The organism is Pradoshia sp. Z5_111, assembly GCF_058267535.1.
In genome coordinates this window covers 31,649-51,833 of record NZ_JBZCPQ010000003.1, presented here as the reverse complement: position 1 = coordinate 51,833, position 20,185 = coordinate 31,649, and the positions used below count along the sequence as shown (strand labels likewise).

The following is a 20,185-nucleotide window of genomic DNA, read 5'->3' as shown; positions in this document are numbered from 1 at the left end:
CATGCGTTTTGAAGAGTTAAATTTAACTGCATTTGGTCATTTTACTGATTTCCCGGTTACCTTTCAGCCTAATCAATCTTTCCATGTAGTGTACGGAAATAATGAAGCCGGAAAGAGTACTATGCTGCGTTCTATTACTCAACTCTTGTACGGCATTCCGCATAATTCTAAGGATTCATTTATACATCCCAATTCTAGTTTACGTATAAAGGCCCGCCTATCCAATTCAAAAGGTAATACTCTGTCCTTCATACGAAGAAAGGGAAAGTCAAAGACCATTCTTAACGAAGCGGGAGAAGCATTACCAGATAATGTTTTATTACCTTATATAAATGTGCTGTCAGAGGAAACATTCCGAAATATGTTTGCACTCAATCATGAAACTTTGCGAGAAGGCGGAGAAGCTTTGCTTGAGTCAAATGGAAGCGTCGGAGAAAGTTTGTTTGCTGCGGCCTCTGGGGTTAATGCTGTAAAGAAAATCATGCAGGAGTTTGATTCGGCAAGTAAAGAATTATATAAATCAGGTGGTTCGAAACCTAAGATTAATGAATTATTAAAGAAAGAAAAAGAATTAACTCGCCGACTTAATGATTCGCAAATGCTCGCTAGACAATGGAAGCAGCTTGAGGATGATTACCATCATGGTAAGAAACAGCTGGATGAATTAAAAGAGCATTACCTTCATGTAGATGCAACTCTAAAAAAATTGTCCAAGCTAAACCAAGCTGCTCCCATTCTTATTGAAAGAGACACATTAATAGAGCAACAAAAGAGCTTCACTGAAATTCCGGATTTACCCAATGATTTTAATTTACAAAAAGAAAATGTATTAAATGAATTAAAACATGCTGATGAAAATGCCAAAATATCCAATATAGAAATAATGGCGCTCGAAGAGAAGTTAGCCAAACTGGATATTGATGAAAAACTCTTAACATGTGAGTCTATGATTCAATCTCTTTTCAGCCAAGTTGGTGCATACGAGAAAGAAAATAAAGATTTACATGTAAATAAGGCAAAGGCTGAGCAGATGCTCAATCGGATGAACGATATTCTTCATAAGCTGGGCTATGGTAGTGTAGATAGCGTCAATATTGAGGATTTTAGAATTGCCACTTCTCGTAAAGAAAAAATCAGCATGCTTTATAAGCAATATGGAATCTTACATGAAACGCTAAAAGAAATAAATAAACGACATGAAAGTTTAAAGGAAGCTGTTGCATTAAGGCGAGCGGAATGGGAAGGTTTTGGAGAGGTAAAGGATATTGCCAAGCTAAAACTTGTACTTGACCACGCCCAGATAGAAGGAAATATTGAAAATACCATTGATGTTTTGTCAGAGGAAATGAAGGACCTTAAAGACAAAACGATGGAAGAACTAAACTATTTACCATTATGGGAAGGTTCGGTAGAAGAGTTTGATTCCTTTTATATTTCCATTTTAGAAGAAACCATTAATCAGTACATTGAGCAACTTGATAGATTCAATGAAGATAAAACAAATTTAGAGCGCGGTATTAAAGTTGAGAAAACGATTATTTTGGAAGCGGAAAAATCGATTGCTGAATTAGAAGCCTTGTCTGTAATTCCTACAGAAGATGATTTAGAGAGAAGCCGTCAGATTCGCGACCGTGGTTGGAGCTTAATTAAGACTAAACTTAAAGGTGAAGCCATTGATCGTAAATTAATTGAGGAATACTGCAGCCAGCAAGAGGTAGAAGATAAATTTGAGCATGATTTAAAAATAACGGATGAGCTTTCAGATATTATGTGGCGAGAATCTGCAAAAGTGGGTATGAAGAATAAGTCGTTGCAGGATATAAAGAGATCTGAAACCAAGATTGCTACTGCAGAGACACAGCTGGAGTGCCTTAAAGATCAAATAAACATGTTTTTTCAGAAGTGGAACGAGCTTTGGGAACCATTCGGTATTGAACCATTATCACCAACTGAAATGAAAGAATGGGTAAGAAAATACACAATAATTAAAGAGAATCAAGGCGAATATAAAAAGAAGCAGAAACTTTGGGATGAGCTGACAGAAAAACGATCAGCTATCAAAAGCCGCCTATACCTTGCCCTGTCTGAAGTAGCTGATGATCTAGATATTCAGGTGCCAGAATGGACTCTTTCAGACTTAATCAGAGAAGCAAATAGAGCAATCCATTTAGAAACAGAGCGTATTAATGAGAGAAATTCATTGGAAAAAGAGTGGAGGAGTAAGGCTGCTGATCTGAAACAAATCGAGCAGGAGCTCACGAGTAAGCAAAGTGAGTTAATCAATTGGAGAGATGCATGGGAGGAAGCTACTAAACCCTTGCAAATTGAAAGTCAGACACCAATTGATTACACATTGGAAATGCTTGATAAGTACAATGAATTGACAACCACGTATGATGATTGGGCTGATATCAATAGCAAAGCAAAAGCTGGTATGTTATTTGTCCAGGATTATGCAGATCATATCAAAATTGTAGCTGATACTTTACAAATACCTGAACCAATAAATATTCAATCCTTTGTCTATGATTTAACGAATCAGTTGCAGGAGCAGAAAAAGTGTAAGCAAAATCAACTCGAATGGCAAGCACAATTGGAAAAACGAAAAAAAGAATATCGCTTAGCGAAGGATAAGAAGGAGATGGCGCTTAATCGTCTTGATGAATTGTTACAGACAGCACGTGTAAAGACCATCGAGGAAATGCAAATTATTGAAGATAAATATCGACAAAAGCAGAAGCTGTCTGCAGAACTGCTCAATCTGGAGAAGGTTTTACTTGAGATTGGCAATGGCTTATCGATTCAAGAAATGAAAGATGAAATAGACAAGCTTGATTTAGATTTTATGGAAAGTGAAATGGCAGAATTGAAAGCAGAGCTTGCAGATTTGGAAGAGAAAAGGACGGAACAAAACCAAATCTTTGGTGTATGCAGAAAAGAATATGAAGAAAAGATTAAGGGGAATTCATATGCTGCTGTTCAGGCTGCTGAAGAAAGAGAAAGCATCTTGGCTGAGCTGGCAGAATTGACCGATCAATATGTCCAAAAAAAATTAGCTACATTTGTATTACAGAAGGGAATTGAATATTTCCGTTCCGAAAATCAAAATCCGATTTTAACAAAAGCATCAAAACTGTTTGCGAAATTAACGCTGAACTCCTTTGAAGGGTTAACTGTTGATTATAATGAAAAGGATGAAGAAGTGCTGCTGGGACTAAGAAATAACGAGAAAATTGGAATAGAAGCGATGAGTGATGGAACAAAAGATCAATTGTATTTATCCTTAAGAGTTGCAAGCATAGAAAAATATTGTGAGGAAAATGAACCTATTCCATTTATTGTTGATGATATTCTTGTTCACTTTGATAATGAACGATCAAAAATTACGTTATCCATCTTAAAAGAATTATCGAAAAAAACCCAAGTTATCTTTTTCACTCATCATTTTCATTTACTGGATTTATTGGAGGAAACATTGGAGCATAAGCAGTATCAATTGATTCACCTTCATAAAGAGGCCGTCACGAACTGAAATTAAAAGAAGACCGATTTTATGGATCGGTCTTCTTTTTTCTTGGTTCACTTTATTATTTTACATTTTCTTTTTTAGTGATTTCAGAGATTTTATTCATATTGTCCTCTAATTGAAGCTGTGTGCTTGATTTACTTAGGAATTGATATAACATACCTACGAAAATCGCTCCACCGACAATATTCCCTAAAGTAACAGGAACCAAATTGTAGATGGCATTTCCGATTGTAATGGTATCAGGATGCGGTGATACTAGTGCAATTGAGAATAATGATAAGTTCGCAATGCTATGTTCAAAGCCTGATGAGAAGAATAAAAACACGACTGCAATCATCATTGCCATTTTAGCTCCGTCACCTTTTACTTGGCTAGGCAGGTAACAAGCTAAACAAACAAGCCAGTTACAAAGGATTCCTTTAAAGAATAAAGCTGTAACAGATCCATGCATTTTATAAGAAACAATTTCGTGCATTAAATGCTCGTTTGGAATATGGCTGAATATGCCTGTAAGATAAAATAAAATGGCAAAGAAGATTGCCCCAACAGCATTGCCAAGATAACAAGCGCCCCAATTTCGGCCTAAATCTCTAAGTGTTACCTCATTACGCATATAAGCGACAGTGAAATAAGCGGTATTACCGGTAAATAGCTCTGCCCCACCGTAAATAATAAGTATTAATGCGATACCAAAGAAAAGTGCCGGGAATAGGTATGCAAAAGGTGAGTCGGCTACCCTGAAATATTCTCCTGTTCTAAAGCAGGTAATGATTACAAACCCTACAAATATTCCTGCCATCATCGCTCTTAAGAAATAATGAAGAGGAAAATGGTCTAACAGCCTTTTCTTTTTCTTTGCAAGGGCAACTAAATACTGTAATCCTTGTTCTTCCATGATGTTAAATTCCTCCTATGCTGAAAAACGTCCATTAAATAAACTACTATGACTTCTCTAATTAATCAATAAGCTTGTGAAATTATTCACTTTTCTGATAGCCTCTTTTATTCAAATAAGGTAAACTTGCGTAAATCTTGTGATTATCTTCCACCGAATACGGGTAAGGTAGGTATAAGGATGGTGATTATCTTGAAAAGTAAAATTTTAAAAAGGGTTATTGCTGCAGCTGCACCCCTAGTGATTAGCTATATTACAAAAAAATTAACCAATAAGAAAAAAGTAGCTTAAAGGACGGGCATTAATGCTCGTTTTTTTTTATGTTAACTTACTTTTCCCCAAAGAAAGGTGAAATACTTAAACGTACACTAATTGACTGTAATTAACTACATATGAGAAAATATGACTGTTTGATTAAAACTTATGGTTCGCCTATTCACATATTATTTTTTTACATGGTATATTTGATAAGATGTATTTTGATTTTAATAAGAAGTGTTAAAAAATTATTTCCTTTTTACAACATCAAAGTATTATTGGAGATGTAGATCCAAGTTGAATAGATTTAAGAAGTTTTACAATATATAAAAGGATGGCTCACATGACTAATTTAAAAGAACAGATAGAATCAAGAAGAACCTTTGCTATTATTTCTCACCCTGACGCAGGTAAAACGACGTTAACAGAAAAATTGCTCTTATTTGGTGGTGCAATCCGTGACGCTGGTACTGTAAAAGGGCGTAAAACCGGTAAATATGCAACAAGTGACTGGATGGAAATTGAGAAGCAGCGTGGAATATCCGTAACATCCAGTGTTATGCAGTTTGACTATAATGGGACTCGTGTGAATATCCTCGACACACCTGGACACCAAGATTTCAGTGAAGATACGTACCGTACTTTAATGGCTGTTGATAGCGCAGTTATGATTATTGATGCTGCCAAAGGGATTGAAGCACAAACACTGAAATTATTTAAGGTTTGTCGCATGAGAGGAATTCCTATTTTCACATTTATTAATAAAATGGATCGCCAAGGTAAATTGCCGCTTGAGCTGTTGGCTGAGTTGGAGGAAGTGCTTGGTATAGAATCCTATCCAATGAACTGGCCAATTGGGATGGGGAAAGACTTCTTCGGTATTTATGACCGTTATTATAATCGAATTGAAATGTTTAAAGCTGAAGGTGAAGAGCGATACTTGAAATTGAATGAAGAGGGCGAAGTAGAAGATGAAAATCACTCTATTGTTGAGTCTCCTCTTTATGAGCAAACATTGGAAGAAGTGTTATTGTTAAATGAAGCAGGCAATGAATTTTCGCGTGAAAAAGTCCGTAATGGTGAATTAATTCCTGTATTCTTTGGAAGCGCCCTTACTAATTTTGGCGTTCAGACATTTTTGGATACGTATTTAGAGTTTGCGCCAAAGCCTCAGCCAAGACCATCATCTGTGGGACCGGTTGAACCTGTTCAGGATACTTTTTCAGGGTTTATCTTTAAAATCCAAGCAAATATGAATCCAATGCACCGTGACCGAATTGCCTTTTTCCGTATTTGCTCAGGTAAGTTTGAACGTGGTATGACTGTTCAACTAAGCCGAACAGGAAAGCCTATGAAACTTAATAATTCAACACAATTTCTTGCAGAGGAAAGAAACAATATAGCTGAAGCGGTAGCAGGAGATATTATCGGATTATATGATACAGGAACCTATCAGATTGGTGATACGCTAACTTCAGGAAAAGAAGCATTTTCTTTCGAACGTCTGCCACAATTTACACCTGAAATGTTTGTACGTGTTAGCGCTAAAAATGTATTGAAGCAAAAGCATTTTCATAAAGGTATTAATCAGCTTGTACAGGAAGGTGCGATTCAATTATTTAAAACAGTTGGAATTGAGTCCTATATTCTTGGAGCAGTCGGACAGTTACAGTTTGAGGTATTTGAGCACCGTATGAAAAATGAGTATAATACTGAAGTTATCATGGAAAGAATGGGTGACAAGATTGCCCGTTGGACGACAAATGAAAAAATTGATGAAAAGCTTTCAAGTTCAAGAAGTCTTTTGGTACGCGATCGCTATGATCAATATGCATTCTTATTCGAGAATGACTTTGCGCTGCGTTGGTTCCAGGAAAAAAATCCTTCTATAGAACTCTATAATCCAATGGATCAGCATGAACGGTAATTAAATTCAAGCAGGATTTAGCCCAGATTGGGTTAAAATCCTGCTTTTTTCTGTTATATAACAATTAATTGTTGACATATTTTTCTAAATATTCTTACAATGGTGGAAAGAATATATTAGGAGAGTGAAACAATGAAACATGTCTATTTTTTTACCGGGTTTCCAGGTTTTATTTCAAATCAACTAATAAGGGAGCTAAAAAAACAGGATCAGTTATTTAATAAAGTGATTGCTATTGTACTGCCTTCTGAATGGCATAAGGCTGTCAGTGAAAGATTAAAAATTTTAAAGGAGTTCAATTTAGATGAAAATCAGTTTATCCTAATTGAAGGAGACATCACTAAACCAGGATTAAACATAAGTAAAAAAGAAAGCGGTTTCAAAAAGGAGGAAATTACCCATTTATTTCACTTGGCTGCCATTTATGATTTAGCTGTTCCAAAAAATATAGCCTATTTGGTAAATGTTGATGGAACAAACAATGTAAATGATTATGTATTGACCCTTCCTAACCTAATGAGGTATACCTATTTTAGTACAGCCTATGTAGCTGGAAGACGTGAAGGAAAGCTGTATGAGCATGAATTAATTAAGCCAGATGAATTTAAAAATTATTATGAAGAAACCAAATATGAAGCAGAAGTACTTGTTCGAAAGATTATGGACCATGTTCCTGTTACGGTCATTCGACCGGGTATCGTAAAAGGAAATACCCTAACTGGGGAAACCATTAAATTTGACGGCCCATATTTTATATTAAATTTCCTCGACAGAATCAGATACCTTCCAATTATCCCTAATATAACCAAGTCAACCTGTGTGATTAATTTGGTCCCTGTAGACTATATAATAAAAGCAACAGCTTATTTAACATTAAGTCCTAAAGGTGCTGGGAAAACCTATCATTTAACAGATCCTAATCCATATACGGTTACAGATATTTATAAGTTGTTTTTGAAAGGGTATAATGGAAAACGACCAATCGGCTATTTACCGTTTGGGCTTACAAAAATGGCTTTATCAATTAAGCCAATACGAAAGTTTCTGGGTGTGGAAGTTGAATCTCTTGATTATTTCACCTGGAAAGGAGAATTTGATTGTGCACAGGCACAGGCTGATTTAGCTGAAGGAGGCATTAAATGTCCTGATTTTAAGGAAGGTGTAGTGCCAATGGTTGAATATTACAGAGCCAATAAGAACAATCGGGCGTTTCATATAGAGATTACATAATTAGAGGAGGAACAGAGATGGAAGCCTTAAAAGAAATGGTAAATGTATATGCTCCTGCAACGGGAGAACTGATTATGCAGTATGAAGAAATGCCGGCTAGTCAAGCTGGTGAAATAATGAATAAATCCAAAAGGGCTTTTCTTTCATGGTCACAAGTAGATATAGACGAACGTTTACGCTATCTTCAGCAGTTGAGGCATACGATTGTGAATAGACTTGATGAAATTGCTGAGCTCATATCAAAGGATACAGGGAAAGTTAAAACTGATGCGTTAGTGGCTGATATCATGCCTGCCCTTGATGCTATTAATCATATTGAAAAGCATGCGAAAAAAACATTTAAAGCTCAGAAGGTTCGTACACCTTTCTTATTAATGGGTCACAAATCGAGTATTCATTATATGCCAAGAGGCTCTGTGCTTGTTATCTCACCATGGAATTATCCATTCCTCTTGGCAATGGTTCCTGTCGTATCCGCGCTTGCAGGCGGTAATACGGTTATTTTAAAACCATCAGAAGTAACACCTGCAGTGGGCAAATTAATTGAATCATTATTTGAAGAAGCTGGATTTCCTGATGAAGTTTTTCAAGTAGCACATGGCGGTAAGGAACTTGGTGCTAGTCTTACGAAGCAAAAGCCTGATTATATCTTTTTTACAGGGTCCGTAGGTACGGGACGTATTATTCAGGAAATAGCAGCACGCGATCTTATCCCAACGACTCTTGAGCTCGGTGGAAAGGATCCAATGATCGTGTTTAGCGATGCTGATTATAAGCGTGCAGCACAGGGTGCTGTTTGGGGAGCATTTACGAATAGCGGTCAAGTTTGTATGAGTGTTGAAAGATTGATTATCCAAAAGGATGCATTAGAGCCTTTCTTACAGGAGTTATTGCCAATTGTTAATCAGTTAAAGCAAGGGAATGGAAAAGAATCAGATATCGGTTCTATGACATCTATTCAGCAAATATCTATTGTAAGAGAGCATGTTGAAGATGCCCTGCTAAAAGGTGCCACCCTAATCACTGGTGATCCGCCTTCTGAATGGAATGAAAATTCCATGTTTATTAAGCCGATGGTTTTAACAAATGTTTCAGAGGATATGCTTGTGATGCAGGAGGAAACATTTGGTCCTGTTCTGCCTATACTAACTGTTGATACAGAAGAAGAAGCCATACGGGCTGCCAATCATTCCAATTACGGATTAAATGCAAGTGTTTGGACAACAAATAAGGAAAAAGGAAGGCTGACAGCTAAAAAGCTTCTATCAGGTGCTGTGTTAATTAATGATGTTTTAATAACAGTTGCCAATAATAATCTTCCTTTTGGCGGAGTTAAAGAAAGTGGAATAGGCAGGTATCATGGGGAACAGGGTCTTCGTATATTTTGTCATGAAAAAGCAGTAATGGAAGATATGGGGCTCAAAAAATCAGAGATTCAGTGGTATCCTTATGAAGGGAAATATAAACATTTCCATGCGCTGTTAACAGCCTACTTTGGTAAAAGGAAATCTATGATAAAGGTACTCAAGGAATATCTGAAATTAATAAAACTATCAAAATAAATACTCTATATGAGTAAATACTTGCGCTTGTATCCAGAAGCCAATATAATAGGTATACAAACTTCATACAAACCTTTCAAAGGGGAGTAGCGTTAGGGAAACCTAAAACAAAGTCGTCAGTACGTGGTTTTTAACCATCGGCTTTGTTGGCATTTTTACAATGTCTAGCAAGACCTTTGTCAAAAAAGAATTACTTTTTTGGCATGGGTCTTTTTTGTTGGTTTGGAAAATAAAAGGAGGTTTACTTATGGATTGGGCAATATTTTTAGAGTACGCCTGGGTATTATTGGTTTTGATTGGACTTGAAGGAATTCTTGCAGCCGATAACGCAGTCGTAATGGCTGTAATGGTTAAACATCTTCCGAAGGAACAACAGAAAAAAGCATTGTTTTATGGATTGATTGGTGCGTTCGTCTTTAGGATCGGTTCCCTGTTCCTGATTTCATTACTTGTAGATTTATGGCAAATACAAGCAATTGGAGCTGTATATTTGCTCTACATTATGATTAATTATTTAGTGAAACACTATTTCTTAAAATCTGAAGATAAAGCGGTTAAGGAAAAAAAGAAATCCGGTTTCTGGATGACTGTTCTAAAGGTCGAGGTAGCGGACTTGGCATTTGCAGTTGATTCCATGCTTGCAGCTGTTGCTTTAGCTGTAACTTTACCGGCGGTAGGGTCGTTTAATATCGGCGGTATCAATGGCGGACAATTTATTGTTATGTTCCTTGGAGGATTTATTGGATTAGTTATTATGAGGTTTGCTGCAACACAATTTGTTGTATTATTGAACAAGCGACCATCTCTGGAAACAGCTGCTTTTCTAATTGTCGGCTGGGTTGGGGTTAAGCTGGCTGTCATGACATTGGCACATCCAGGTGTTGGAATTCTTGATCATCATTTCCCAGAGTCTACAACGTGGAAAATCATATTCTGGGGTGTCTTAGTATCGATTGTGGTTATTGGATACCTCGTATCAGGTAAAGATTTGAAAGCTAAAAATCAAATTGACCAGGAAATGTAAAATTACAAAGATATAAATTAATAGATTAATTGAAGATCCGGAATGCATGATTATGTGCATTCCGTTTTTTTATTTTTACACCAATTTGATAAAATTTGGGTATAACCCCTATATACGGAAATTTGTATACGTATGATATAGCATAATAGAAAAAATATATAACCAAGCATTATTTATAACTAGTGAAGAGTGAAAACATCCCACAAAGACCATACATTACAACATATGGTATAATTTGTGCAGGGATGAGGTGACATAATGCTTGGTATGCTTTTTCCGATTCTGAAAAAAAAGCAGGATTTAACAGAAATCGTACGCTTAATACAAGAAGGGGATCTGGAATTAAGAAATAATCTGCTTAAAAAATACAAACCCTTTATTAAAAAATCTGTTTCATCTGTATGCCGGCGTTATATCCGAGAAACAGATGATGAATTTAGTATTGGCCTGATAGCTTTTAACGATGCTATAGATAAGTTTTCAGCTGATAAAGGAAATGGCTTATTGCCATTTGCAGATACGGTGATTCGGAGAAGAGTTATAGATTACATAAGGTCACAATCGAAAAAAATGAATGAACTATCTTTTGAAATCAAACACTTTGCAGAAGATGAATACATACAAAGCCCCATAGAAATAGAAAAATCAATTGAAAACCATCAGAGACAATTAAACTCCGGAAATTTAAAGGATGAGATTATTCGGTATACTGAATTACTAAAAATCTTCCATATAACCTTTGACCAATTGGTTAAGCATACACCAAAGCATGTGGATGCAAGGAATAACGCCATAAAAATTGCTAAAACAATAGCAGATGAGCCTTTGATGCTTCAATATGTCATAGACAAGAAAAAATTGCCTATCAAAATGCTGGAAGAAAAAGTTGAGGTTTCAAGAAAGACAATAGAACGCAATCGCATTTATATAATAGCTATGGTGTTGATTTTAACGGGAGACTATTTGTTCTTAAAGGATTACTTGAAGGGGGTTCTTTCAAATTGAAGTGTGGAATCATTATGCAAATATCAACAACGGAAATTACTGTATTGACCCCTGAAGGCGATTTCATTAAATTGAACAAAGAACGCGAAGACTATCAAATTGGAGAAGAAATAAGGATTGATGTTACTGAGCCAAAACCAAAATTCAGCAAGAAGAATGGATGGAAATTTAAAATCCTAGTTCCAGTATTAGCAGCATCTGTTCTTTTAATAGTTAGTTTCTTTCCTGCTCTTATAACTAATTCAAAGGTATCAGCTTATGTCAGTATGGATGTTAAATCAAGTATCGAACTTGGTATTACAGACGAACTAAAAGTGGTTGAGGTAAAGGGAATTAACGAAGAAGGGAAAGAAATCATAGCAAGGCTTAAGGAATGGAAAGGCAGAGATATGGACGATGTTATTAGTGAAATGGTTGTTTTAAATCGTAGTGCAGGGCATCTTAAAACCAATTCCAATATATTGTTCTCCACCGTAATGATTGAAAAGGATAATCAAAATTTTGAAAATTCCTTACAGCAAAAATTAACTGATACTCAGGATCTCCCGCAAATTGGTAATTCTGTTATGATTGAAATGAAAAAGGCATCTGTTAAAGATAGAAAGAGAGCAACTGATAAAGGGGTTTCTACAGGAACATACCTAGAGCAAACCAATAAGAAAACCAAGAATCAGCCTTCAGCTGGAGTAAAGAAAAATGATGAAACTCAAGTAACAGAAGAAAAAAGCAATCAAAAAAATTCAAGTGTGGAAAAAGTTGGAATAAAGCAGAAAATCAGTAACACTAGTGACCCAGTCCAAATTCCAAATAAGTCTGCAGTCATTCAGGAAAATAAGCAAAAATCTGTTGAAATACCTAAAAACGCAGGTACCATTAAAAAACAGGCTAAAGCTAAATATAATGTAAAAGAGAAGGCTGTAAAACAAGAACATAAGGATATAAATTTAAAGCAAAGGCCCCACTCTAAAGACCAGCATATAAACACTGAGGTAAAAAAGGATACCATCCAGAAAGAAAGGGAAACCAATCAAAATAAAAGAGATACCGACCGAAACAATCAACAAGTAGATAAGCGAAATAAACCAAATCAGCAACCAAATCAGCAACCTTATAAAAGTCGGAAACAAGATCAGATGGACAAGCGTGATGTCCGGAAACAAGATCAGATGGACAAGCGAGATTCCCGGAAACAAGATCAGGTGGACAAGCGAGATGCCAGGAAGCAAGAGCGGATGGACAAGCGAGATGTACGGAAACCGCAGCATCAAAGAGATAAACAAGATGATCGTAATCAGAATCAAAAAAGAAAAGGTATGTACGAATAAATATAACCCATTTACATAAATAAATTCAGAAAATGTCCGGTATTTTACCGGACATTTTCTATGCCATATAGAGTTATTTAGTTTTTCCACTCATTTGTGCTTGTGCATGTTTAACGAGTTGCTTGGTTATTTCTCCACCTACTGATCCATTCGCTCGGGAGACCGTATCTGATCCTAACGTAACGCCGAATTCAGCGGCGATTTCATATTTATATTGATCAAGCATTTGCTGTACACCTGGTACCAATAATTTATTACTGCTGGACATTTCTATTCACCTCACTACATATACTGTGGATTTTTGATTCCTCCACACCATTAATATGGATGAAAAACATGATCTAATGCAATTTAAAGTATGGAGGAATAGGCATGGTTTCCCTTTTGATTAAGTTTGATTTATTGCATGAAAAAGAGTCTTGAACGAATACTAACAGCATAAAAGGAGTGTGTGTAAAAATGAAACGTAAGGCAGAAATGAATGCGGTTAATAAATTGAGTAAAACCCCTAAAAGAAATCTGCAGGAAACAGAGTTTTCCGCGGAATTTACACATGGTGAAAACCCTATGAAGGGCGCTAATCGTAATTCTAAGCGTGGTAAACAGGGAGAATAAAAAAATAGAGACTCGACGTTAGTCGAGCTCTATTTCTTTTGAAAATACCGTTGAAGGTACATAAAACAACTTGGACCCACCATGCTTTGGATGGAAGTATGCAATCAATAAGGTCGGATCTGTTGTTATTTCGCCAGTTTTTAAATAGTGATTCATATCAATAGAAAGTTCATCAATCAGTACATGTTTATACAGTTCTTTTTCATTCAAATTAAGTGCTTTAAAGTTCTCACCAACCAGATGAGGATTAGCCAAAACGGCCTGATAGATTGGAGATTTTTCATTTTTGGTCATGGAATATTCCCACCATGGTTTACGTGGTTTAAAGGTTAGTTGTGATAAATAATCCACTTTTAGTAATGAAATTAGTGTTTCAAGGCTATCGGGATTCGTTGCACCAATAAATTCGACGAGGCGCTTAAATAGATCCTCAGGCTGGTGTCCAATGCGTGACCATTTTTTCTCTTCCCAATAGCTTCCGAATTCTTGGAAGAAATCAAAAGGAGAGCTGTAAACAGTGCCTACTATATACTCCATTCCAAGATCCATTCGGTGATCATTCCAATATTTCTCCAGTACATCCTCAACCTGCTTAATTTTAATGATATCGGAAAACGGCATTACATTATTGCTGACAATTTCATATGGGGCTTGATCCATATATTGATAATCCCATTGCTTAGCCTGAGTTCTCAAGCCTGTACCGCGAAGCATTTTTAAAAAGCCCAGTTGAAGCTCCTCTGGTCGCATTTCAAACACATCATCAAAGGTTTTTCGGAAGGAGTTATAATTTTCTTCTGGAAGACCTGCGATAAGATCAAGATGCTGATCCACTTTCCCGCCGTCCTTAATCATGGTAACCGTCCGTTTTAACTTATCGAAGTTCTGTTTTCGTTTGACTAGTTCATTTGTATAATCATTTGTTGATTGGACTCCTATCTCAAAGCGAAATAGGCCGGGGGGAGCTTCTTTGTTTAAGTATTCAATTACTTCGGGCTTCATAATATCTGCTGTAATCTCAAATTGAAAAACGCAACCCGGTTCATGTTCTTTAATTAAAAATTCAAATATGTCGAGAGCATAGCTACGACTGATATTAAACGTCCGATCCATAAATTTAATCGTTTTAGCTCCATTTTTCATCAGGAATCGGATATCTTCTTTAATATCTTCTCTATTAAAGAAGCGAACGCCGGTTTCGATGGATGAAAGACAGAATTGACAGTTAAAAGGGCAACCTCGGCTTGTTTCAATATACGTAATTCGTTTGGACAAGTTAGGGATATCCTCTTCAAATCTAAATGGTGATGGAATAGACTTTAAATCTACCTTTGGAGCGGCAGGTGTCAGGATAGGTTTTTCACCTTCAAGAAACGCAATTCCCTGAACCGTGTGAAAGTCCTTATTGCCATCTATTTCAGCTAAGAGATTTTTAAATGTGGCTTCTCCTTCACCTATGACGATGAAATCAGCACCTGGGATATCTTTGAGCCAGAAAAATGGATCATATGTGACCTCTGGACCTCCAAGAACGATATAGATATCGGGATTGATTTTTTTTAGTATGGTAATAACCTTTTTGATTTCTTCCATATTCCAAATATAACAACTAAATCCGATTACATCTGGCTTTTGGTTATATAAATCTGTAACGATGTTCATTACCGGATCTTTAATGGTGTATTCAATAATTTCTACATCGTATTCGGGTGCTGCATACGCTTTTAAATAACGAAGGGCTAAATTGGTATGAATATATTTGGCATTTAAAGTAGTTCCAATAATTCTCATGTATTTGTCATACTTCCTTTCACCGTTTGCTAACAATTCATATTATCATATTTGAGTATGGGTTTACAGTATTGGTGATATTTTACATAGGTTCTAATGTAGTACTGTTTGATTTTCAGTTGTCATTATGAGAGATGTTCGAGGAAATAATGGAGTGTATTGGTATAAGAGTGGTGGGAAAAAATAGCGATACAAAAAATCCCTCGGAATTACTTATTCCGAAGGACTACGATTCATCGATTTGGACAAATCATATTTTTGTTTATAAAAATGCAATAAGCCTTTTAATTTATAGAACATCATTTTCGTATGACGGGTATTAAACTCAATCATCGGCTGTGTGATTGACTTGACTAATGTACTAGACAGGATGATTGTAATGATCAATGAGATTGCTGCCAATAATATATAGTGTTCTGCTGTAGTGAAGTATTCATTTAAACTTGTAAATCTGAAGGTCCGGACAAAAAAGCCATGCAATAAATATACATATAGGGTTTGAGTGCCCCATCTAGTAAAGAAATAGCTACCCTTAGGTACTAGCGCCATAAAGCTCATGATCATAAGAGAATTTACGATGAAAAATCCAAAGCGCTTAAACATAGAGAGGAATGTTACCGCCTCAATTTCTGAATAAGGCTTTGACCCGAGGAGCCATTGGGAGTCTATTTCCGGAAAAAATGAAAACCATATAAAAATTACACCAAAGGATGCCAAAGCGTAAAATTTACTTTTCGCTGTGGTTATATTTTGAAAATGTTCTTTCTGTAAGTGATAACCAATCAGGAAAAACGGAAAAAAGACAAATGTCCGGGATAAACTCAGATAAGTAGAGATAGTATCAATATATCCTACAAGTAAAGCAAGCCCTATTGCTAATCCAATCCCTACTAAAGGTTTAAATTTTGTGAAGATGAAAAGCATTAAATTCCAACAGAATAGACTTAACAGAAACCATAATGACCAATTGGGTTCCAACGCTTCGAACTTAAGCGTTGATTTATCAAATAGATAATAATAATAGATCGTATAGAGGACCTGGAAAAGTAAATAGGGAAGAATCAGTTTAGTACTTAGTTTTTTTATATAGCCTTTTTTGTTAAAGCCTTTTGCAAAAAAGCCTGATAACAATATAAAAGCAGGCATATGGAAGGTATAGATTGTATTATATAGAGCATAAATCGTTTCATTTTGATCAATATATGTTCGTAAAATATGACCAAAGACAACAAAAAACATCAATATGACTTTTGCGTTGTCAAAATAACTTTCCCTCTGTCTCATAGTTGCCTCCTATTATTTCCGGAAAAATTCTTTCTATTATTCCCCTTTATAATGGTAATCAAACAATCGAAGAATGAATTAGTAAAAACATCCAATTGAACCATTATTAACAATGTGATAATCGTGTATTTCCATACTATAATCTATGTATCTGTACTATAAGAATAAAGATATCTGTTATATATAGTTTAAATGCAGAATAGCTATAGGTTTCAATATATAAATAATTCCAATTAAAACTGTATTCATTAATATTTAAATAATATTTAATAGACTAAACAAACTTTATCGTTAGGAAATAGGGAGGGAAAATAAATGACAATTCTTCCAAAAAAGAATGAACAAGGTTTTTATGAAATTCGTTTGGAATCAATAGGAGGACTTGGGGCAAACCTAGCCGGAAAAATGCTGGCTGAATCAGGTGTATTGGGGCATGGCTTAAATGGTTCCAACTTTTCATCCTATGGTTCGGAAAAAAAAGGTTCTCCTGTAAAGAGCTTTGTTCGTTTCTGTGATGCCAAAACTGAAATACGTGATCATAGCCCAATTGAAGAGCCCCATGTTATTGGTGTTTTTCATGAAGCACTTTATAAAATGGTTGATGTGGTGAGTGGTTTACGTCCGGATGGTATTGTTCTTGTTAATTCAACCCGTCAGTTCGATGAAATAAAAAATGACCTAAATCTTCAGTACGGAACGCTTGCAATCGTCGATGCACTTGGTATTGCAGTAGAAGAAAAAACAAAAGTGAACACAGCTATGCTTGGAGCTTTGTTCCGTATATGTGATTTCCTCAATCCCGAGTCCATGAAAGATGTAATTAGAAAAACATTTGAAAAGAAATATCCACATTTAGTTGAGCCAAATATCCGTACGTTTGAACGTGGCTATCATGAAGTGACGTTTAAACATTTCGAGGTACCGCAAGATGCAGAGGGCAAAAGCTTTAAAAGAGCATTACCTTTATTGGGGTACGAAACCCAAGTCATTGGCGGCACGATCATTGCTCAGGGAAATAGTATACTTAAAGACTTGTCCGGTTCCAGACAAGGTTTTTTACCTGAATGGGATGCTGAAAAATGTATACATTGTGCTGCCTGTGATACAGCTTGCCCGGATTTTTGTTTTGTCTGGGAAGAGGGAGAAGATAAGCGTGGGCGTAAGCAAATGTTTTTAACAGGGATTGATTATCAATACTGTAAAGGCTGCTTGAAATGTATTGAAGCGTGTCCGACTAGCGCCCTTCAGGAAATGCGGGAAATCTTAGGTTTTGCTGAGGAAAATACAGTGAAACAACGTAATCCTTATGTAGCAGGAGGGATGAAATGATGGCGATATCAGAAGTGGAACTAACTGAATTGGTAAAGGGTACAATGGCTGAACAAGTGACTACCTTTGAATCAGGTAATGAAATGGCCGCTATGGCTGCAGCACAAATCAATTATCATTTGATGGGGTATTTTCCAATTACTCCGTCAACTGAAATCGCTCAGTATTTAGATATTATGAAATCCAGAGGAGAACATGATATTCAATTAATCGCGGCAGATGGAGAACATGGTTCGGCAGGTATTTGTTATGGTGCTGCCGTGGCTGGAGCCAGGGTTTTTAATGCCACAAGCGCAAATGGACTTATGTATATGCTAGAGCAGCTACCGGTTCAATCAGGTACAAGATTTCCAATGGTTATGAATCTTGTTACTAGATCGATCAGTGGTCCGCTCGACATTCGGGGCGACCATTCTGATTTATATTTTGCCTTAAATACAGGTTGGATCATTTTGACAGCCAGAACACCTCAAGCTGTTTACGATATGAATATCATGGCGTTGAAAATCTCGGAGCATTCCGATGTACGTTTACCTGTTATAGTCGCTTATGATGGGTTCTTTACCTCTCATCAAAAGAGAAAAGTAAACTACTTTAAAGATAGAGAGATTGTCCAAAAATTTATTGGTGAAATGCCAACTCATTTTCCACACGTGGATATTCACAACCCGGTAACGATTGGTGCCCATATGAATGGGGATGATTTGATCAATAATCACTATCAGCAGTCTGAAGCGATGTATAAAGCCGGAGAGATTTTTACCCAGGTAGCTCGTGAATATGCTGAACTGTCAGGTCGTGAATATGGAGTATTGGATCTTTATAAGATGGAGGACGCGGAAGTTGCCTTATTCCTATTAAATTCAGCTGCCGAGACAGCCAAAGATACGGTCGATGATTTAAGAAAACAAGGAATTAAAGCTGGCGTGATCAGCCCTAACATAATTCGTCCGTTCCCGGCAGAAGAAATCAGGAAGGCTCTTAAGAATGTGAAAGTATTGTTGGTTGGCGAGAGAGCGGATTCCTATGGTGCCAATGGTCCAAACCTTACACATGAAGTGAAATCTGCCTTGCAGGAAGACCAGGATAATCATACTGCTGTGTTAAGCCGTGTGTTTGGTTTAGGAGGAAAGGATTTTTATCCGGAGGATGCAAGGGCATTTTTTGATTTGGCCTTGCAAGCATTAAATAATGGCCAGATTGAAAAAGCATTTGATTATTACGGAGTCAATCCGGGATTGCCTGATGTCCAACCACAGCCACTTTTAAAGCCGCATACCGAAGATTTATATAAAACAGGGCTCATTCAGGTCACACCTGATGAGGAGAGTGGGAAATTAAAGGTGCGTATTCCACCTTTACGCTCATTAATGAGCAAGCCGAAACGTTTGGCTTCCGGTCATGGAGCATGTCCAGGATGCGGAATTTTTCCAGCATTGGAGCTGTTCTTTAAAGGAATCGAGGGGGATGTTGTTGTTCTGTTCCAAACAGGCTGTGCCTATGTGGTAACAACGGCATATCCATATAGCTCTCATAAACAAACGATGATTCACAACTTATTCCAAAACGGGCCGGCAACTTTATCAGGTACACTTGAAGCATTTTTGGAGAAAAAACGCCGTGGTGAAATCTCAATCAGTGATGATGCGACCTTCGTTATGATCACCGGTGATGGTGGCATGGATATAGGGATGGGTTCAGCTATTGGAACTGCATTGCGCAATCACAAACTCATTATGCTTGAGTATGATAATGAGGGATATATGAATACAGGCTCGCAAATGTCCTACTCTACTCCGCTTGGTCATATGACAAGTACAACAGGTGTAGGAAGAGCGCAAAAAGGAAAAGCTTTTCATCATAAGGATACAGCTCAAATCATGGCTGCCACTGGAATACCATATGTATTTACAGGATCGGAAGCTTTCCCGCAGGATTTAATTAAGAAAGCGGCAAAGGCACAATGGTATGCACAGAATGTAGGTACCGTTTATGGCAAAATATTAATCACCTGTCCTTTGAATTGGAAAGCAGAAGAACGCTTTGGTGCCAAGATTATGGAAGCGGCAGTAAACTCATGTTTCTTCCCTCTATATGAAGTAGAGAATGGTGAAACGACCATTACTTATAATCCAGAAACGAGGAAAAAACGGATTCAACTATCTGAATGGTTAACATATATGGGGAAAACAAAGCATCTGCTGCAAGAAGAAAATGCAGGTATGCTTGAAGAATTTGAACAAGAAGTGGATAGAAGATGGAACCGATTGCTGGCTAAGCATGAAAATCCATCCCTTTAATAGTGTTTTAAAAGCCTGAAGAGATTCTATAAGATATTTCTTCAGGTTTTTTTATATTTTAATCTATACCATAAGGAGGTATTTAGTCTGATTCTGATTGTTCAAAAAGGT

At 36.6% G+C, this 20,185-nt stretch carries 14 protein-coding genes; 10 read left to right on the top strand and 4 right to left on the bottom strand.

What is annotated here, in order from left to right:
• The first annotated feature begins 1 nt into the window (after position 1).
• Positions 2-3,532, top strand: coding sequence for an AAA family ATPase (locus tag AC4D4A_RS07145; RefSeq protein WP_490995253.1), 3,531 nt, complete (start codon positions 2-4; stop codon positions 3,530-3,532).
• Positions 3,533-3,587: 55 nt separating this feature from the next.
• On the opposite strand, the gene AC4D4A_RS07140 is transcribed toward AC4D4A_RS07145, so the two are convergent.
• Positions 3,588-4,424, bottom strand: coding sequence for a formate/nitrite transporter family protein (locus AC4D4A_RS07140; RefSeq protein WP_490995252.1), 837 nt, complete (start codon positions 4,422-4,424; stop codon positions 3,588-3,590).
• Between the two features lie 601 nt (positions 4,425-5,025).
• On the opposite strand from AC4D4A_RS07140, the gene AC4D4A_RS07135 reads away from it, so the two are divergent.
• The 6 genes from AC4D4A_RS07135 to AC4D4A_RS07110 all read left to right on the top strand — a co-directional run bounded on the left by AC4D4A_RS07135 (position 5,026) and on the right by AC4D4A_RS07110 (position 12,755).
• Positions 5,026-6,609, top strand: coding sequence for a peptide chain release factor 3 (locus tag AC4D4A_RS07135; protein WP_490995251.1), 1,584 nt, complete (start codon positions 5,026-5,028; stop codon positions 6,607-6,609).
• A gap of 132 nt (positions 6,610-6,741) precedes the next feature.
• The gene (locus tag AC4D4A_RS07130) at positions 6,742-7,839 is read left to right on the top strand and encodes an SDR family oxidoreductase (protein ID WP_490995250.1); all 1,098 of its coding nucleotides are present in this window, start codon (positions 6,742-6,744) and stop codon (positions 7,837-7,839) included.
• A 17-nt stretch (positions 7,840-7,856) separates the two neighbouring features.
• Positions 7,857-9,401: an aldehyde dehydrogenase family protein gene (locus AC4D4A_RS07125; RefSeq protein ID WP_490995249.1), complete on the top strand. Its 1,545-nt coding sequence runs from the start codon at positions 7,857-7,859 to the stop codon at positions 9,399-9,401.
• A 247-nt stretch (positions 9,402-9,648) separates the two neighbouring features.
• A complete protein-coding gene (locus tag AC4D4A_RS07120) occupies positions 9,649-10,425 on the top strand; it encodes a TerC family protein (RefSeq protein WP_490995248.1) in 777 nt (258 codons plus the stop codon).
• A 258-nt stretch (positions 10,426-10,683) separates the two neighbouring features.
• On the top strand, positions 10,684-11,430 hold the full coding sequence (gene sigI, locus AC4D4A_RS07115; RefSeq protein ID WP_490995247.1) for an RNA polymerase sigma factor SigI: 747 nt from the start codon (positions 10,684-10,686) through the stop codon (positions 11,428-11,430).
• Positions 11,427-12,755 carry an anti-sigma factor domain-containing protein gene (locus AC4D4A_RS07110; protein WP_490995246.1) on the top strand — a complete coding sequence of 443 codons (1,329 nt, stop codon included), beginning with the start codon at positions 11,427-11,429 and terminating at the stop codon, positions 12,753-12,755. The genes sigI and AC4D4A_RS07110 overlap by 4 nt, the downstream gene beginning before the upstream one ends.
• Before the next feature lie 73 nt (positions 12,756-12,828).
• On the opposite strand, the gene AC4D4A_RS07105 is transcribed toward AC4D4A_RS07110, so the two are convergent.
• A complete protein-coding gene (locus AC4D4A_RS07105) occupies positions 12,829-13,023 on the bottom strand; it encodes an alpha/beta-type small acid-soluble spore protein (RefSeq protein ID WP_066100972.1) in 195 nt (64 codons plus the stop codon).
• Between the two features lie 191 nt (positions 13,024-13,214).
• Here AC4D4A_RS07105 and AC4D4A_RS07100 point away from each other — a divergent pair, with 191 nt between their 5' ends.
• Positions 13,215-13,370: a hypothetical protein gene (locus tag AC4D4A_RS07100; protein ID WP_490995245.1), complete on the top strand. Its 156-nt coding sequence runs from the start codon at positions 13,215-13,217 to the stop codon at positions 13,368-13,370.
• Between the two features lie 18 nt (positions 13,371-13,388).
• Here the strand turns inward: AC4D4A_RS07100 and AC4D4A_RS07095 are convergent, their stop codons facing one another.
• Complete coding sequence (locus AC4D4A_RS07095; RefSeq protein ID WP_490995244.1) at positions 13,389-15,161, bottom strand: B12-binding domain-containing radical SAM protein; 1,773 nt, start codon at positions 15,159-15,161, stop codon at positions 13,389-13,391.
• 213 nt (positions 15,162-15,374) lie between these two features.
• Positions 15,375-16,445 (bottom strand): acyltransferase family protein, encoded by a 1,071-nt coding sequence (locus AC4D4A_RS07090; protein ID WP_490995243.1) that lies wholly within the window; start codon positions 16,443-16,445, stop codon positions 15,375-15,377.
• Positions 16,446-16,760: 315 nt separating this feature from the next.
• Here AC4D4A_RS07090 and AC4D4A_RS07085 point away from each other — a divergent pair, with 315 nt between their 5' ends.
• The gene (locus AC4D4A_RS07085) at positions 16,761-17,774 is read left to right on the top strand and encodes a 2-oxoacid:acceptor oxidoreductase family protein (RefSeq protein ID WP_490995242.1); all 1,014 of its coding nucleotides are present in this window, start codon (positions 16,761-16,763) and stop codon (positions 17,772-17,774) included.
• Positions 17,774-20,074 carry a thiamine pyrophosphate-dependent enzyme gene (locus AC4D4A_RS07080; protein ID WP_490995672.1) on the top strand — a complete coding sequence of 767 codons (2,301 nt, stop codon included), beginning with the start codon at positions 17,774-17,776 and terminating at the stop codon, positions 20,072-20,074. The genes AC4D4A_RS07085 and AC4D4A_RS07080 overlap by 1 nt, the downstream gene beginning before the upstream one ends.
• Positions 20,075-20,185: the final 111 nt, after the last annotated feature.

Excerpts from the sequence above, each read along its gene's own strand:
- AC4D4A_RS07105 (WP_066100972.1), bottom strand. The coding sequence starts at position 13,023 with ATGTCCAGCAGTAATAAATTATTGGTACCAGGTGTACAGCAAATGCTT.
- AC4D4A_RS07100 (WP_490995245.1), top strand. The coding sequence starts at position 13,215 with ATGAAACGTAAGGCAGAAATGAATGCGGTTAATAAATTGAGTAAAACC.
- AC4D4A_RS07130 (WP_490995250.1), top strand. The coding sequence starts at position 6,742 with ATGAAACATGTCTATTTTTTTACCGGGTTTCCAGGTTTTATTTCAAAT.
- AC4D4A_RS07095 (WP_490995244.1), bottom strand. The coding sequence starts at position 15,161 with ATGAGAATTATTGGAACTACTTTAAATGCCAAATATATTCATACCAAT.
- AC4D4A_RS07140 (WP_490995252.1), bottom strand. The coding sequence starts at position 4,424 with ATGGAAGAACAAGGATTACAGTATTTAGTTGCCCTTGCAAAGAAAAAG.
- AC4D4A_RS07135 (WP_490995251.1), top strand. The coding sequence starts at position 5,026 with ATGACTAATTTAAAAGAACAGATAGAATCAAGAAGAACCTTTGCTATT.
- sigI (WP_490995247.1), top strand. The coding sequence starts at position 10,684 with ATGCTTGGTATGCTTTTTCCGATTCTGAAAAAAAAGCAGGATTTAACA.
- AC4D4A_RS07145 (WP_490995253.1), top strand. The coding sequence starts at position 2 with ATGCGTTTTGAAGAGTTAAATTTAACTGCATTTGGTCATTTTACTGAT.
- AC4D4A_RS07125 (WP_490995249.1), top strand. The coding sequence starts at position 7,857 with ATGGAAGCCTTAAAAGAAATGGTAAATGTATATGCTCCTGCAACGGGA.
- AC4D4A_RS07085 (WP_490995242.1), top strand. The coding sequence starts at position 16,761 with ATGACAATTCTTCCAAAAAAGAATGAACAAGGTTTTTATGAAATTCGT.
- AC4D4A_RS07090 (WP_490995243.1), bottom strand. The coding sequence starts at position 16,445 with ATGAGACAGAGGGAAAGTTATTTTGACAACGCAAAAGTCATATTGATG.
- AC4D4A_RS07120 (WP_490995248.1), top strand. The coding sequence starts at position 9,649 with ATGGATTGGGCAATATTTTTAGAGTACGCCTGGGTATTATTGGTTTTG.
- AC4D4A_RS07080 (WP_490995672.1), top strand. The coding sequence starts at position 17,774 with ATGGCGATATCAGAAGTGGAACTAACTGAATTGGTAAAGGGTACAATG.